Below are 14,236 nucleotides of genomic sequence, written 5' to 3' on the forward strand. Positions count from 1 at the left end.
CCCGTGCGCGACCTCGGCCGCCCTGTTCTCGCCGCGGCGGCCGTGGTCGTCTGCGGCGCCGTGATGACGATCCTCGACACGACGATCGTCAACATCGCGATCGACCGGCTCGCGGTCGTGTTCGACTCGCCGCTGACGACGATCCAGTGGGTCTCGACGGCCTACCTGCTCGCGCTCGCGGCCGTGATCCCGCTGACGGGGTGGGCGGTCGACCGCTTCGGCACGCGGCGCGTCTTCATGTCCGCGATCGCCGTCTTCACGCTCGGCTCGATCCTCTCCGGCGCCGCCTGGTCGGCGGGCACGCTGATCGCCTTCCGCGTGCTGCAGGGGCTCGGCGGAGGGATGGTGATGCCGGTCGGCATGACGATCCTCGCACGCGCGGCGGGGCAGGACCGGATGGGCCGGGTGATGGCGCTCGTCGGCATCCCGATGCTGCTCGCTCCCGCGGCCGGCCCGATCGTCGGCGGCGCGCTGGTCGACGGCGCGACGTGGCGGCTGATCTTCTTCATCAACGTCCCGCTCGGCGCGCTCACCCTGGCGCTGGCCGCGCGCATCCTGCCGCGCGAGAGGCCGGAGGGCGCGGGTCCGCTCGACCTCACCGGCGCCGCGCTGCTCTCCCCTGGGCTGGCGGCCCTCGTCCTGGGACTGTCAGGCGACGGCGCCCCGGTCGCGCTGCCGGCCGGCGCCCTCCTGATCGCCGCCTTCGCCCGTCACGCGCTGCGCACCGAGCATCCGCTGATCGACCTGCGCATCCTCGCCGACCGCACCGTCGCCGCGGCGACCGCGACCGTCCTGCTCTTCAGCGGCGCCTTCTTCGGCTCGATGCTGCTGCTCGCGCTCTACTACCAGCTCGCGCGCGATCTGAGCGCGCTCGACGCCGGCCTGCTCCTGCTGCCGCAGGCGATCGGCGCGATGCTCACGATGCCGGTCGCCGGCAAGCTCACCGACCGCATCGGAGCGGGCGCGATCGTGATGCCCGGCCTCGCGCTCGTCGCCGTCGGGACGGTTCCGTTCGCGCTCGTCGCGCGCGACGTGCCGGGCTGGCTGCTCGGCATCGGCCTCGTGCTCCGCGGGGCCGGGATGGGCGCGACGCTGATGCCCGCGATGGCCGCCGCCTACCAGGCGCTGCCGCCGGCGCAGGTCGCGCGCGCGGCGAGCGCGCTGGAGATCGTGCAGCGCACGGGCGCATCGATCGGCATCGCGCTGCTGGCCCTGGTCCTCGAGCACGGCCTCGACGGCCGCACGCTCAGCGCGCTCGAGGACACCCCGGCGGCGGCGCGCGGCGACCTCGGCGATCCGATGGGCACCGCGTTCGCCTGGGCGCTCGCGGTGACCGCCGTCGCCATCGTCCCCGCGCTGCTGCTTCCGCGTCGCGCTCCCGTCCCGGAGCCCGCGCCGGCGTAGGTCAGGGGCTCAGCCCCACACCTCGTCCGCGACCTCGACGATCAGCCGCAGCTTCGCGGCCTCCTCGTCGATCGTCAGCTTGTTGCCCTCCTCGGTCGAGGAGAAGCCGCACTGGCCGGAGATCGAGAGCTGGTCGCGGTCGACGTACTTGGACGCCTCGTCGATCCGGCGCTTGAGCATGTCCTTGTCCTCGAGCTGCGGGCGCTTGGTGGTGACCAGCCCGAGCACGACCTGCTTGCCCTTGGGCACGAAGCGCAGCGGCTCGAACGTGCCCGAGCGCTCGTCGTCGTACTCGAGGAAGTAGCCGTCGACCTCGAGGTCGTTGAAGAGCGCCTCGGCGACGAAGTCGTAGCCGCCCTCGGCCGCCCACATCGACTGGTTGTTGCCGCGGCAGAGGTGCGTCGTGACCGTGAGGTCGTCGGGCCGGCCCGCCAGCGCGCGGTTGATGTTGCGGATGTACTGCTCGTGCAGGTGCGCCGGGTCGCCGCCGATCGCCTCGATGTGCTCGCGCTGAGCCGGGTCGTTGATGTAGGCGAGGCTCGTGTCGTCGAGCTGCAGGTAGCGGCAGCCGAGCTCGTAGACGCCGCGCATCTGCCGGTTGTAGGCGGCCGTGAGGTCGGTCCAGAACTCGCCGATGTCCGGGTAGACGGACGAGTCGATCGACGAGTTGCCGCCGCGGTAGTGGACCATGCTCGGCGACGGGATCGTGAGCTTCGGCGTCTGCCCCTCGAAGGCGTTCTCGCGCAGGAACGTGAACGCGCCGGCGAAGATCGTCTCCGGCAGCGTCACCTTGCCGGCGACCTTCATCGCCGGCGGCGCGTAGTCGTACGTCCCCTCCTCGTTGTGGAACTGGACGTGCAGCGACTCGCCGGAGACCTGCTCGATCCCGCCGAGCGAGTAGATGAAGTCCATGTGCCACGAGGTGCGGCGCTGCTCGCCGTCGGTGACGGTCTGCAGGCCGGCGTCGCGCTGGAGCGCGATCACCTCGCGGACCGCGTCGTCCTCGACCGCGCGCAGCGCGTCGAGATCGATGCGGCCGGCCTTGTACTCCGCGCGCGCCTGGTGCAGGCGGTCCGGACGCAGGAGGCTGCCGACGTGGTCGGCCCTGAACGGGGGCTTCGTGCGCTGAGCCATGCCCCCTTGATACCGCGTACGGTGCTGCGCATGCATATCGATGGAATCGATGCCCTCGTCGCGGGCGGCGCGTCGGGGCTGGGCGCGGCGACCGCGCGCGAGCTGAACGCCGCGGGCGCCAATGTCACGATCGCCGACCTCAATGAGGAGGCCGGGTCGGCCCTGGCGCAGGAGCTCGGCGCGCGCTTCGTGAAGACCGACGTGACCGATGCCGACAGCGTGCAGGCCGCCGTCGACGCGGCCGGGGACATCCGCGTCTCGGTCTGCTGCGCCGGCATCGCGTGGGCCCAGAAGACGACCGGGAGCCGCGGGCCGCACGCGTTCGAGCCGTTCGAGAAGGTGGTCCAGGTCAACCTGATCGGCACGTTCAACGTCCTCCGGCTGGCCGCCACGAAGATGCTCGCCAACGAGCCCGATGCCGAGGGCGAGCGCGGCGTGATCGTCAACACCGCCTCGGTGGCCGCGTTCGAGGGCCAGATCGGCCAGATCGCCTACTCGGCCTCCAAGGGCGGCGTCGTCGGGATGACGCTGCCCGCCGCGCGCGACCTCGCGCAGTCGGGCATCCGCGTCTGCGCGATCGCGCCAGGCCTGTTCAACACGCCGATGATGGCCGGGTTGCCGGAGGAGGCGCAGCAGTCGCTCGGCGCCTCCGTCCCGTTCCCGTCGCGCCTCGGCCGGCCCGACGAGTACGCGGCGCTCGCCCGTCACATCGTCGAGAACCCGATGATCAACGGGGAGGTGATCCGGCTCGACGGAGCGCTTAGAATGGCTCCGCGTTGAGTCGCCTAGACTCAGATCTGTTGCTGAGTCGCTTGCGCGATGCTAGTCTTAGGTCACGTACCAAAGGTTAGTTCCTACAGAAAGTGAAGTCGCACACGCCATGACCTCGCTCTTGCTCGTCCCGCTGGACGACACCGTGGTCTTCCCCACGATGGACGTGACGCTTCCCGTCAACGTGGGTGACGAGGAGCGGGTTCTTTTGATCCCGCGCCACGACAACGAATTCGCAAAGGTCGGGACGATCGCCGAGGTCACCGACCACATCCGCCTCCCCGGCGGCGGCCGCGCCGTCTCGCTCTCGGGCGTCATGCGCGGCGTCGCCGGCGCGGCGCAGACCGACAGCCTCGGCCGCCTCATGGTGGAGGTCGCCGAGCACCGCGACGACATCCCCGTCGACGGTCAGACGCGCAACCTCGAGCGCGAGTACCGCGCGATCATCGAGGAGATCCTCGAGCTGCGCGGCGCCGACGAGCGCGTCGCCCATTTCCTGCGCGCGATCGCCGAGCCCGGTCCGCTGGCCGACACGATCGGCTACGCGCCCGACGTGTCCTTCGAGGACAAGCTGAAGGCGCTCGAGACGCTCGACGTCACCGAGCGCCTCGAGCTCGCCGTCAAGCTCCAGCGCGAGCGCCTGACCGAGCTGCAGCTGCGCAAGAAGATCCGCGAGGACGTCCAGTCGGGCGCCGACAAGCAGCAGCGCGAGTACATCCTGCGCAAGCAGATGGAGTCGATCCAGCGCGAGCTGGGCGAGGACGGCGCGTCGGTCTCGGAGGAGTACCGCAAGAAGATCGCCGACGCCGGCATGCCGGAGGACGTCAAGGAGCAGGCCGACAAGGAGCTCGGGCGCCTGGAGCGCATGGGCGAGCAGTCGGGCGAGGCCTCGATGATCCGGACCTACCTGGACTGGCTGATCGCGGTGCCGTGGAGCAAGACCTCCGACGAGAAGCTGGATCCGGTCTCCGCCCGTGAGGTGCTGGACGCCGACCACGCCGGCCTGGAGGACGTCAAGGACCGCATCACCGAGTACCTGGCCGTGCGCAAGCTGCGCCAGGACCGCGGAATGGATGTTTCGCCCTCCGACCCTCGCAAGCTCGGGTCTACGGGCGACGTTAGGAAGCGCTCCGGCGCCATCCTCACCCTGATCGGCCCGCCCGGCACCGGCAAGACCTCGATCGGCGAGTCGATCGCCCGCGCGACCGGACGCGAGTTCGTCCGCATGTCGCTCGGCGGCGTCCGCGACGAGGCCGAGATCCGCGGCCACCGCCGCACGTACATCGGCGCGCTCCCCGGCCGCCTGGTGCGCGCGCTGCGCGACGCGGGCACGATGAACCCCGTGATCATGCTCGACGAGGTCGACAAGGTCGGCGCCGACTGGCGCGGCGACCCCAGCGCGGCCCTGCTCGAGGTGCTCGACCCGGCCCAGAACCACAGCTTCCGCGACCATTACCTGGACGTGGAGCTGGACCTGAGCCAGGTGCTCTTCATCGCGACCGCCAACGTGGCTGAGACGATCCCGGGCCCCTTGCTGGACCGTATGGAGGTCATCCGCTTCGACGGCTACACGACCGCCGAGAAGACCGCGATCGCCCGCGGCTACCTGTGGCCGCGCCAGCGCGAGCGCAATGGCCTGCTCGAGGAGGAGGTCACGGTCTCCGACGACACGCTGCGCCTGGTCGTGGCGGAGTACACGCGTGAGGCCGGCGTCCGCAACCTCGAGCGCGAGCTCGGCACGATCCTGCGCAAGACCGCGACCCGGATCGCCTCCGGCAAGGCCGAGGTGCCCGTGACGGTCGACGTGGACGTCGTGCGCGACGCGCTGGGGCGCCAGAAGGTCTTCCAGGAGGCCGCGCTGCGCACGGCGGTGCCGGGCGTCGCGACAGGCCTGGCGGTGACCGGGACCGGCGGCGACGTGCTCTTCGTCGAGGCCACGAAGATGAAGGGCAAGGACGGCCTGGTCCTGACCGGCCAGCTGGGCGACGTGATGAAGGAGTCGACGCGCATCGCGCTCTCCTACATCCGCGGTCACGCGGAGGAGCTCGGGATCTCCGAGGACGCGTTCGACGGGACGGAGTTCCACGTCCACGTGCCGGCCGGCGCGATCCCGAAGGACGGCCCGAGCGCCGGCGTCACGATGACGACCGCACTCGCGTCGCTGCTCACCGGGCGCCCCGTCAAGCACACGGTCGGCATGACCGGCGAGGTCACGCTGCAGGGCCGCGTGCTCCCGATCGGCGGCCTCAAGCAGAAGGTGCTGGCGGCGCACGCCGCGGGCCTGACGACGGTGATCCTGCCCGAGCGCAACCGCGGCGACCTCGACGACGTGCCGGAGGACGTGCGCGAGCAGATGTCCTTCCACCCCGTCATGAGCATCGGCGAGGTCCTCGACCTCGCCCTGGAGCCTGCGCCGAACTCGGTGGCTGTGTGACGGCGGCCTCCCGGCGCTATGGGGAAGGCGGTGGTGGCCTGGGAGGGCGCCACCGCCACTCTCCCCCTCCGCCCCCGCTCGACCCCGACCGGGAGCGGCCCGCCGGGATGAACAAGCGCATCTTCGCGCTGTTCCGGCCCTATCGCGGCCGGCTTCTGACCGTCCTGATCCTGATCGCCATCTCGGCGGGGCTCGGGATGGTCTCCCCCTTCCTCCTGCGAGACATCCTCGACCACGCGATCCCGGAGAACCGGGACAGGCTGCTGATCGGCCTGGTGGCGGGGATGATCGCCATCTCGGTCGTGACCGGCGTGCTCGGTGTCGGGCAGACGTGGCTGACGAACCTCGTCGGCCAGCGCGTCATGCACGACCTGCGCACGCAGGTCTACCGCCATCTTCAGCGGCTGTCGCTGGCGTTCTTCACGCGCACCCGCACGGGTGAGATCCAGTCGCGCATCGCCAACGACATCGGCGGCGTGCAGAACGTCGTGACGACCACGGCGGCGTCGATCGTCTCGAACGTGACGACGGTGCTCGCCAGCGTGGTGGCGATGGCGCTGCTCGACTGGCGCCTCGCGCTGTTCTCGCTCGCGCTGCTGCCGTTCTTCGTCCTGCTCGCGCGCCGCGTGGGCGACCAGCGGCGCAAGATCACGACCGTCAAGCAGGGCGCGATGGCCGACATCTCCTCGCTCGTGCAGGAGTCGCTGTCGGTCTCGGGCATCCTGCTCGGCAAGACGATGGGCCGCGGCGCCGAGCTGGCGGACCGCTTCGAGCGCGAGTCCGAGAACCTCGCCGGCCTCGAGGTCCGCTCGCGGATGGCGGGACGCTGGATGATGTCCGCGATCCAGACGTCGTTCGCGGTCATGCCTGCGCTCGTCTACCTGTTCGCCGGGCTCGCGCCGGGCGCCGCCTCGATCGGCACGATCGTCGCGTTCACGACGCTGCAGACCCGGCTCTTCTTCCCCGTCCAGTCGCTGCTGAGCGTCGGCGTGGACATCCAGACCTCGACCGCGCTGTTCGACCGCGTGTTCGAGTACCTCGACCTGCAGGTCGACATCGAGCCGGGGACGCGCTCGCTCGACGGCGTCCGCGGCGAGGTGACCTTCGACGGCGTCTGGTTCCGCTACGGCGACGAGTGGACGCTGCGGGACGTCGACGTCGTCGTGCCCGCCGGCACGCGCACCGCATTCGTCGGCGAGACCGGCGCGGGCAAGACCACGATGGGCTACCTGGCGGCGCGGCTGTACGACCCCGAGCAGGGCAGCGTGCGGATCGACGGCACCGACCTGCGCGAGCTGAGCTTCGACGCGCTGGCCGGCGCGGTCGGCGTCGTCTCGCAGGAGACGTACCTCTTCCACGCCTCGGTGCGCGAGAACCTGCGCTTCGCGCGGCCCGACGCGACCGACCAGGAGATCGAGGACGCCGCGCGCGCCGCGCAGATCCACGAGACGGTGATCAACCTCCCCGAGGGCTATGACACGATCGTCGGCGAGCGCGGGTTCCGCTTCTCCGGCGGCGAGAAGCAGCGGATCGCCATCGCCCGCACGGTCCTCCGCAACCCCCCGGTGCTCGTGCTCGACGAGGCGACCTCGGCGCTGGACGTGCAGACCGAGCGCGCGGTGGGCGAGGCGCTGGAGCGCCTCTCCGAGGGCCGGACGACGCTCGTGATCGCGCACCGGCTCTCAACCGTCCGTGACGCCGACCAGATCGTGGTGCTCGACCGCGGCGAGGTCGTCGAGCGCGGCACGCACGAGGATCTGCTCGCCCTGGGCGGGCGCTACGCGGCGCTGGTGGCGCGGGACAGCGACTCCGCCCGCCCCGAGGTCAGCGCCTAGCACCCGCACGACGGCGGCTCGTATTTCCGCCGAGAGGCCTTGCAGCACGGAACGGGTCCCATACGGTGAAATGCCCCCACCGATGCGCCGCCCCTCCCCCGCCATGCTGGTCGCGCTGCTCGCGCTGTTCCTCGCCCTCGGCGGGCCGGCCCAGGCACGCCGCCTGATCAACGGCGGCGACATCAAGAAGGGCACGATCCGCAGCACGCAGATCAAGGACCGCACGATCCAGATGCGCGACATCAACCAGACCGTGCGCCGGCAGTTGCAGCAGACGCCCACGAGCTCGATCAGCGAGCCCATGCTCACCAACGGGGCGGTGGGCTCCAACAAGCTCGCCAACGGCGCCGTGACGGGCATCAAGATCGCGGGCGGCGCCGTCACCACGGGCTCGATCGCCGACGGCTCGATCAACGGCGCCAAGATCGCCGACGGCTCGCTGACCGCCGCGGACACCGCCCGCTTCGCCGGGCGCTTCCGGATCACGCAGAACGACCTCGGGACGATCGGCCCGCAGGCGTGCTGGCGCGGCGAGCCCCAGGGCCTGGCGCCCGAGCGCGCGGGAGCCGACATCTCGGCCGACGCGCTGCTGGTCACGCCGCTGGGGGCGACGTGGGACGACTCGCTGATGCTGACCGCGCGCACGTCGGGCGCGGCCACGCAGCCGAGCCGCTTCGTACTCGACATCTGCAACCCGACGGGCGAGGCGATCACGCCGTCGCCGAGCGGGCTGTCGTTCAGCTACGTCGTGATCGACGTTCCTTAGCCTGGATCCACCGATGATCCGTGGATGGCTCGGCGTCGTGGGGATCGGGGGATCCAGGCTTAGGCGTAGTGGCCCGCGGCGCGCTCGGCGCTCGCCGCGTAGCCGCCGCCGAACAGCGCGGCATGGACGAGCAGCGGGAACAGCTGCCACAGCGCCACGCGCTCGGCGTGCCCGTCGGCCAGCGGGGCGACGTCCTCGTAGGCGGCCTCGAAGGCGGCGCCGGGAGAGCCGAAGAGGTTGAGCATCGCGAGGTCGACCTCGCGGTGGCCGCCGTACGCCGCGGGGTCGATCAGCCACGGGCGGCCGTCGGCGCCCCACAGCACGTTGCCGCTCCAGAGGTCGCCGTGCAGGCGGGCGGGAGGCTCGGCGGGGCCGGCGAGCTCGGGCAGCCGCTCGCACACGCGCTCGACCGCGCGGGCGGTTCCCGCGGGCACCTCGCCCAGCAGCGGCAGCAGGCGGTTGCGCGCGTAGAAGCCGGCCCAGTCGGCCGCGGGGTCGTTGGGCAGCGTGAGGCGCCCGATGCGCAGCGGGCGGGGGGCGCCGAACGCCGGGGCGCCGGCCTGGTGCACGAGCGCGAGCCCGCGCCCGAGCTCGGCCTCGTCGCCGCGCCGGCCCGCCTCGATCCACTCCAGCACCAGCACGCGCTCGCCCACTCCGAGCACCTCGGGCACCGGCAGCCCGCCCGGCTCGGCGAGCCACCGCAGCCCCTCCGCCTCGGCCTGGTACTCGCCGGGCACGGCGCCCGCGCGCGTCTTCACGAAGGCGCGCCCGCCGTCCTCGAAGGTCACCCGGAACGCCTCGTTGATGTCGCCGCCGGCGACCCGCTCGGCCGCGCCCACGGCGCGGCCGGTCGCGTCGCCGATCGCGTCCGTCAGAGCTCGGCCAGCAGCGCCCGGCACGACGCCTGCACCATGTCGAGCACGTCCTCGAACCCCTGGCCGTCGCCGTAGTAGGGATCCGGCACGTCGAGGTCGGTCGCGCCGGGCTCCCACTCGCGCAGCAGGTGCACCTTGGCGGCCGCCTCCTCGTCGGGCGCGAGCGCCAGGAGGTCGCGCTGGTTGGAGCGGTCCATCGCGATCAGTAGGTCGAAGTCGTCGAAGTCGCTCACGCGCACCTGGCGCGCCGCCCCCTCGAGCGCGATGCCGCGGCGCTGCGCCGCCTCGGTCGCGCGGCGGTCGGGGGGATGGCCGACGTGCCAGTCGCCCATCCCCGCGCTCTCCACCTCGACGTCCTCGATCCCCTGCTCGCGCACGAGCGCGCGCATGACGCCCTCCGCGGTCGGGGAGCGGCAGATGTTGCCGAGGCAGACGAACAGGATCCGAGTCAGTTGAGGCGCTCCACGATCATGGCCTGGCCCATGCCGCCGGCGACGCACATGGTCTCCAGGCCGTAAGTGCCGTCGAGCGTATCCAGCCCGTTGAGCAGCGTGGTCATGATCCGCGCGCCGGTCATCCCGAACGGATGGCCGAGCGCGATCGCGCCGCCGAACGGGTTCAGCTTCTCGGCGTCGATGCCGAACTCGTCGCGGCACGGCACGACCTGCGCGGCGAACGCCTCGTTGAGCTCGACGATGTCGATGTCGCCGATCGTCATCCCGGCCTGCTCGAGCACCGCCTTGACCGCCGGGATCGGGCCGAGGCCCATGATCTCCGGGCGCACCGCGCTGACGCTCGAGGCGACGATGCGGGCGCGCGGCTCGAGCCCGAGCGCGTCCGCCTTCTCGGCGGACATCACGAGCACCGCGGCGGCGCCGTCGTTGAGCGGGCAGGAGTTGCCGGCTGTGACGGTGCCGGTCGGGCTGAACGCGGGCTTGAGCTCGGCGAGCTTCTCCAGCGTGGTGCCGGGGCGCGGACCGTCGTCGCGCGTGACGTCGCCGACGGGGACGATCTCGGCGTCGAAGTGCCCGCCGTCGCGCGCCGCGACGGCGCGGTCCTGGCTGAGCTTGGCCCACTCGTCCTGCGCCTCGCGGCTGACCTTGCAGCGCTCCGCGACGTTCTCGGCCGTCAGCCCCATCGGGATGTAGACGTTGTACGGCGCGCCTTCGCCCCCGCCCAGCTGCGGGTGCGGATCGAACGGCGGGTGCGCGGGGAAGCGCGAGACCGCCTCGACGCCCGCGGCGATGTACTGGTCGCCCTCGCCCGCCTTGATCGCGTGGAACGCCATCCGGATCGTCTGCAGCGAGGACGCGCAGAAGCGGTTGACGGTCGTCGCCGGGATGTGATGGTCCAGCCCCGCCAGCAGCGCGGCGTTGCGGCCGATGTTGTAGCCCGCCTCGCCGAGCCCGAAGCCGCAGCCCATCATGATGTCGACCGTCTGCGAGAAGTCGACGCCGGGGTTGCGCTCGACCAGCGCCTTCAGCGGCACGGCGGCGAGGTCGTCGGCGCGGACGTCCTTCAGCGACCCCTTGGCGGCGCGCCCGATGGGGGTGCGGATCGCATCGACGATGACGGCTTCAGGCATTGCGGCTCCTCGATTGACTGACCAGTCAATCGTAGAGAGGACGGCCGCCCGGCTGCTGCACCGCCTCCGCGGCCAGCTTGGCTCCGGCGGCGAGCGCCTGCTCGGGCGGGCCGGGCCAGGCGCTGAGGAAGCCGGCGGCGAACGCGTCCCCCGCCCCGGTCGTGTCGACCACCTCGGCGGGCACGGCGCGCGCGTCGACCGACTCGAAGCCGTTCGTCCACGTCGCGCCGCGCCCGCCCCGCGTGATCACGACCTCCGGGACCTTGAGCTGGCGCCCGAGCACGGCGGCCTCGTCCTCGTTCGGGAGCAGCAGGTCGATCGGCGTGATGCGGTCGAGGAAGATCGGGTCGTTGGCGAGCGGCGCGGCGGAGGCGGGATCGACGCTGACCTTCATCCCCGCCTCGCGGGCGCGGTCGATCGCGGTCAGCGCGGCGGCGCGCGGGCCATGGCGCAGGAGGGCGTAGCCGGAGACGTGCAGGATGCCGCCGGTGAAGGCGTCGTCGGGCAGGTCGTTCGGGGACAGCGCGTCGTTGGCGCCCGGGTCGGGGAGCATCGTCCGCTCGCCCCCGGGCGCGACGAGGACGACGCACGTACCCGTCGGGCGGTCCGCGTCGCGCGCGATGCGCAGGTCGACGCCGCGCAGGCCGCCGAGCGCGACGTCCGCCGCCGCGTCGGTCCCGACGCGGCCGATCAGCGTCACGTCCGCGCCGACGCGGGCGAGCCAGGCGGCGACGTTGGCGGCCGAGCCGCCCGGCCGCAGCGTGATGCGCGCCGGCGTGTCGCTGCCGGTCGCGATCGGGCCGTCGTGCGCGGTGACGACGTCGGCCATCAGGTCGCCGACCACGACGACGCGTGTCATGCCCCGGCGATCTCCGCGGCCAGCGCCGCGTTGCGCAGGACCAGGCGCACGTTCGCGCGCAGGCTCTCCCCGCCCGTGTGGGAGTGGAAGCGCTCGAGCAGGAACGGCGTCACGTCGCGGCCCGCGATCCCCTGCTCGGCCGCCGCCTCCAGCCCCTCGCGCAGGACGCGGTCGTGCAGCTCGGGATCGACCTGCTCGTCCTCGGGGAGCGGGTTGGCGACGATCACCGCTCCCGGCGCCCGCAGCTCGGACCGCGCCCGCAGCACCGCGGCCGCCTGCGCCGGCGTGTCGACGCGCCAGCCCAGCGGCAGCCCCGAGTCGTTGAGATAGAAGGCGGGGAACGTGCCGGTGCGATAGCCGAGCACGGTCACGTTGAGCGTCTCCAGGCGCTCGAGCGTCGCGGGGATGTCGAGGATCGACTTCACGCCCGCGCACACGACGCAGATGCCCACGCGGGCGAGCGTGGCGAGGTCCGCGGACTCGTCGAAGCTCTCGCGCGCGCCGCGATGGACGCCCCCGAGCCCGCCGGTCGCGAACACGCGGATGCCCGCCAGCGCGGCGAGGTGCGAGGTCGCGGCGACCGTGGTCGCCCCGTGCGCGCCGGACGCGGCGGCCGGCGCGAGGTCGCGGACGCCGCACTTGGCGACGCCGCCGGCGTTCGCCAGCGTGGACAGGGCCGCGTCGTCGAGCCCGATGCGGACCTCGCCGGCGATGATCGCGATCGTCGCCGGGACGGCGCCGGCCTCGCGCACGACGGCCTCGATCTCGCGCGCGACGCGCTCGTTGTCGGGCCGCGGCAGGCCGTGCGCGATGATCGTGCTCTCCAGCGCGACGACCGGGCGGCCGGCGGCGAGCGCCTCTTCGACCTCGGGGTGGACGCGCACGGCGGTCACCCTAGCGAGCCGCCTACGGCAGCAGCGAGGGCGCGCCGCCGAGCGTGATCGTGCGGTCCAGCTCGACGGCCTCGAGCAGCCGGCGGTCGTGCGTGACCAGCAGCAGCGTGCCGTCGAAGGCGTTCAGCGCGGTCTCGAGCTGCTCGATCGCCGGCAGGTCGAGGTGGTTGGTCGGCTCGTCGAGCACCAGCCAGTTCGCCCCGGACGCCATCAGCAGCGCGAGGCTCGCGCGCGTGCGCTCGCCGGGCGACAGGCTGTGCGCGGGGCGGGCCACGGCGTCGTGCTCGAGGCCGAACTTGGCCAGCAGCGAGCGGGCCTCCTGCTGGGGCAGCTCGCTCTGCGCGACGAACGCGGCGAGCAGCGCCTCGGCGCCCTCGAACCCGAGGCGCGCCTGGTCGAGCATCCCGATGCGCACGCCGGGGCCGATCCAGCGCGTGCCCGCGGCGAGCGGGAGCCGGCCGGTGAGCCCGTCCACCAGCGTCGTCTTGCCGCTGCCGTTCGGCCCGACGAGCGCGACGCGCTCGCCCCATGCCAGCTCGAGGTCGAGCGGGCCGAGGAGGAAGCTGCCGCGCCGCAGCTCGGCACCGTCCAGCCGCACGGTCACGTCGCCCGAGCGCTCCCCGCCGCCGAAGCGCAGCTGCAGCTCCCAGCGCCGCCACGGCTTCTCGACGGGGTCCAGGCGCTCGATCGCCTTCTCGGTCGCCCGCACCTTCGAGGCCTGCTTCTCGGACGCCTCGGCGCGATGGTGGCGGACGCTCCTGTCGGGCTCGTCGCGCTTGGACGCCTTGGCCTTGCGCACGCCGGTCTCCGACCACTGGCGCTGCGCACGGGCGCGATCGGCGAGCCGGTCGCGCTGGGTGGTGTAGGTCTCGTAGCGCTCCTCGGCGTGGCGGGTGGCCGTCGCGCGCAGGTCGACGTAGCCGGCCCAGCCGCCGCCGTACTCCGACGCGGTGTGGGCGATCTCGTCGAGCTCGAGCACGCGCGTGACCGTGCGCTCCAGGAAGGCGCGGTCGTGCGAGACGATGACGGCGCCCCCGGGGCGCTCGGCGACGAAGCGCTCCAGCCGCGCGAGGCCGTCGAAGTCGAGGTCGTTGGTCGGCTCGTCGAGCAGCAGCACGTCGAAGCGCGAGAGCAGGATCGCGGCCAGCGAGGCGCGCGCGGCCTGGCCGCCCGAGAGCGCGACGGTCTCGAGGTCCAGCAGCGCGGGATTCAGCCCGAGGTCGCGCAGGACGGTCTCCGCCCGCTGCTCGAGGTCGGCGCCGCCGAGCGCGAGCCAGGCCTCGAACGCCTCCGCGTAGCGGTCCGCTGCGCCGGGCGCGTCGGCGGCGAGATCGCTCGTGGCCACCTGCACGCGCGCGTCTGCGTCCTGGACGCCGGTGCGGCGCGCGAGGTAATCCGCCAGCCGCTCGCCGCGCGCGCGGTCGGGCTCCTGCGGGAGGTAGCCCGCCGTCCCGGCGGTCAGCCGCACGCTGCCGCGGTCCGGCCGGTCGATCCCGGCCAGCAGGCGCAGCAGCGTCGACTTCCCCGCCCCGTTGGGACCGACGACGCCGAGCACGTCGCCGGGGGCGACGGTGACCGACACGCCGGCGAGGATCGTCGCCGCCCCGTGCGCCATGTGCAGCTCGCGCGCGATCAGCGTCCCGGCCATCCATTGAGCGTAGGACGCCATACTGCGACGTC

The 14,236-nt window shown here is 72.8% G+C and carries 12 protein-coding genes; 5 read left to right on the forward strand and 7 right to left on the reverse strand.

The annotated features are described in order from the left end of the window. Positions 1–3 precede the first annotated feature (3 nt). Entirely contained in the window at positions 4–1,404 is a 1,401-nt protein-coding gene (locus H958_RS0110520) for a DHA2 family efflux MFS transporter permease subunit (protein ID WP_028058643.1), read from the forward strand. A gap of 9 nt (positions 1,405–1,413) precedes the next feature. Here the strand turns inward: H958_RS0110520 and H958_RS0110525 are convergent, their stop codons facing one another. After that, positions 1,414–2,538, reverse strand: coding sequence for a 5-methyltetrahydropteroyltriglutamate--homocysteine S-methyltransferase (locus H958_RS0110525; RefSeq protein ID WP_028058644.1), 1,125 nt, complete (start codon positions 2,536–2,538; stop codon positions 1,414–1,416). Between the two features lie 30 nt (positions 2,539–2,568). Between H958_RS0110525 and H958_RS0110530 the strand changes: the two genes are divergently transcribed. The 4 genes from H958_RS0110530 to H958_RS0110545 all read left to right on the forward strand — a co-directional run bounded on the left by H958_RS0110530 (position 2,569) and on the right by H958_RS0110545 (position 8,344). After that, the gene (locus H958_RS0110530) at positions 2,569–3,318 is read left to right on the forward strand and encodes an SDR family NAD(P)-dependent oxidoreductase (protein ID WP_028058645.1); all 750 of its coding nucleotides are present in this window, start codon (positions 2,569–2,571) and stop codon (positions 3,316–3,318) included. 100 nt (positions 3,319–3,418) lie between these two features. Then, positions 3,419–5,743, forward strand: a complete 2,325-nt coding sequence (gene lon, locus H958_RS0110535) for an endopeptidase La (protein WP_028058646.1) — start codon at positions 3,419–3,421, stop codon at positions 5,741–5,743. A gap of 107 nt (positions 5,744–5,850) precedes the next feature. After that, a complete protein-coding gene (locus H958_RS0110540; RefSeq protein WP_051324076.1) occupies positions 5,851–7,578 on the forward strand; it encodes an ABC transporter ATP-binding protein in 1,728 nt (575 codons plus the stop codon). An 82-nt stretch (positions 7,579–7,660) separates the two neighbouring features. Next, a complete protein-coding gene (locus H958_RS0110545; protein ID WP_156027891.1) occupies positions 7,661–8,344 on the forward strand; it encodes a hypothetical protein in 684 nt (227 codons plus the stop codon). 59 nt (positions 8,345–8,403) lie between these two features. Here the strand turns inward: H958_RS0110545 and H958_RS0110550 are convergent, their stop codons facing one another. Genes H958_RS0110550 through H958_RS0110575 form a run of 6 tightly spaced genes read right to left on the reverse strand, consistent with a single transcriptional unit; the run spans position 8,404 to position 14,204 of the window. Further along, positions 8,404–9,243, reverse strand: coding sequence for a fructosamine kinase family protein (locus tag H958_RS0110550; RefSeq protein WP_196807306.1), 840 nt, complete (start codon positions 9,241–9,243; stop codon positions 8,404–8,406). Beyond that, positions 9,216–9,671, reverse strand: coding sequence for a low molecular weight protein-tyrosine-phosphatase (locus tag H958_RS0110555; RefSeq protein WP_028058650.1), 456 nt, complete (start codon positions 9,669–9,671; stop codon positions 9,216–9,218). The genes H958_RS0110550 and H958_RS0110555 overlap by 28 nt, the downstream gene beginning before the upstream one ends. After that, entirely contained in the window at positions 9,668–10,804 is a 1,137-nt protein-coding gene (locus H958_RS0110560) for an acetyl-CoA C-acyltransferase (protein ID WP_028058651.1), read from the reverse strand. The genes H958_RS0110555 and H958_RS0110560 overlap by 4 nt, the downstream gene beginning before the upstream one ends. Positions 10,805–10,829: 25 nt before the next feature. Then, positions 10,830–11,663: a carbohydrate kinase family protein gene (locus H958_RS0110565; protein WP_028058652.1), complete on the reverse strand. Its 834-nt coding sequence runs from the start codon at positions 11,661–11,663 to the stop codon at positions 10,830–10,832. Beyond that, on the reverse strand, positions 11,660–12,547 hold the full coding sequence (locus tag H958_RS0110570) for a pseudouridine-5'-phosphate glycosidase (RefSeq protein ID WP_156027892.1): 888 nt from the start codon (positions 12,545–12,547) through the stop codon (positions 11,660–11,662). The genes H958_RS0110565 and H958_RS0110570 overlap by 4 nt, the downstream gene beginning before the upstream one ends. 22 nt (positions 12,548–12,569) lie before the next feature. After that, a complete protein-coding gene (locus tag H958_RS0110575; protein WP_028058654.1) occupies positions 12,570–14,204 on the reverse strand; it encodes an ABC-F family ATP-binding cassette domain-containing protein in 1,635 nt (544 codons plus the stop codon). Positions 14,205–14,236 lie beyond the last annotated feature (32 nt).

Source organism: Candidatus Solirubrobacter pratensis, assembly GCF_000425945.1.
GTDB classification, from domain to species: Bacteria; Actinomycetota; Thermoleophilia; order Solirubrobacterales; family Solirubrobacteraceae; genus Solirubrobacter; species Solirubrobacter pratensis.

Excerpts from the sequence above, each read along its gene's own strand:
- H958_RS0110525 (WP_028058644.1), bottom strand. The coding sequence starts at position 2,538 with ATGGCTCAGCGCACGAAGCCCCCGTTCAGGGCCGACCACGTCGGCAGC.
- H958_RS0110530 (WP_028058645.1), top strand. The coding sequence starts at position 2,569 with ATGCATATCGATGGAATCGATGCCCTCGTCGCGGGCGGCGCGTCGGGG.
- lon (WP_028058646.1), top strand. The coding sequence starts at position 3,419 with ATGACCTCGCTCTTGCTCGTCCCGCTGGACGACACCGTGGTCTTCCCC.
- H958_RS0110540 (WP_051324076.1), top strand. The coding sequence starts at position 5,851 with ATGAACAAGCGCATCTTCGCGCTGTTCCGGCCCTATCGCGGCCGGCTT.
- H958_RS0110545 (WP_156027891.1), top strand. The coding sequence starts at position 7,661 with ATGCGCCGCCCCTCCCCCGCCATGCTGGTCGCGCTGCTCGCGCTGTTC.
- H958_RS0110560 (WP_028058651.1), bottom strand. The coding sequence starts at position 10,804 with ATGCCTGAAGCCGTCATCGTCGATGCGATCCGCACCCCCATCGGGCGC.
- H958_RS0110565 (WP_028058652.1), bottom strand. The coding sequence starts at position 11,663 with ATGACACGCGTCGTCGTGGTCGGCGACCTGATGGCCGACGTCGTCACC.
- H958_RS0110575 (WP_028058654.1), bottom strand. The coding sequence starts at position 14,204 with ATGGCCGGGACGCTGATCGCGCGCGAGCTGCACATGGCGCACGGGGCG.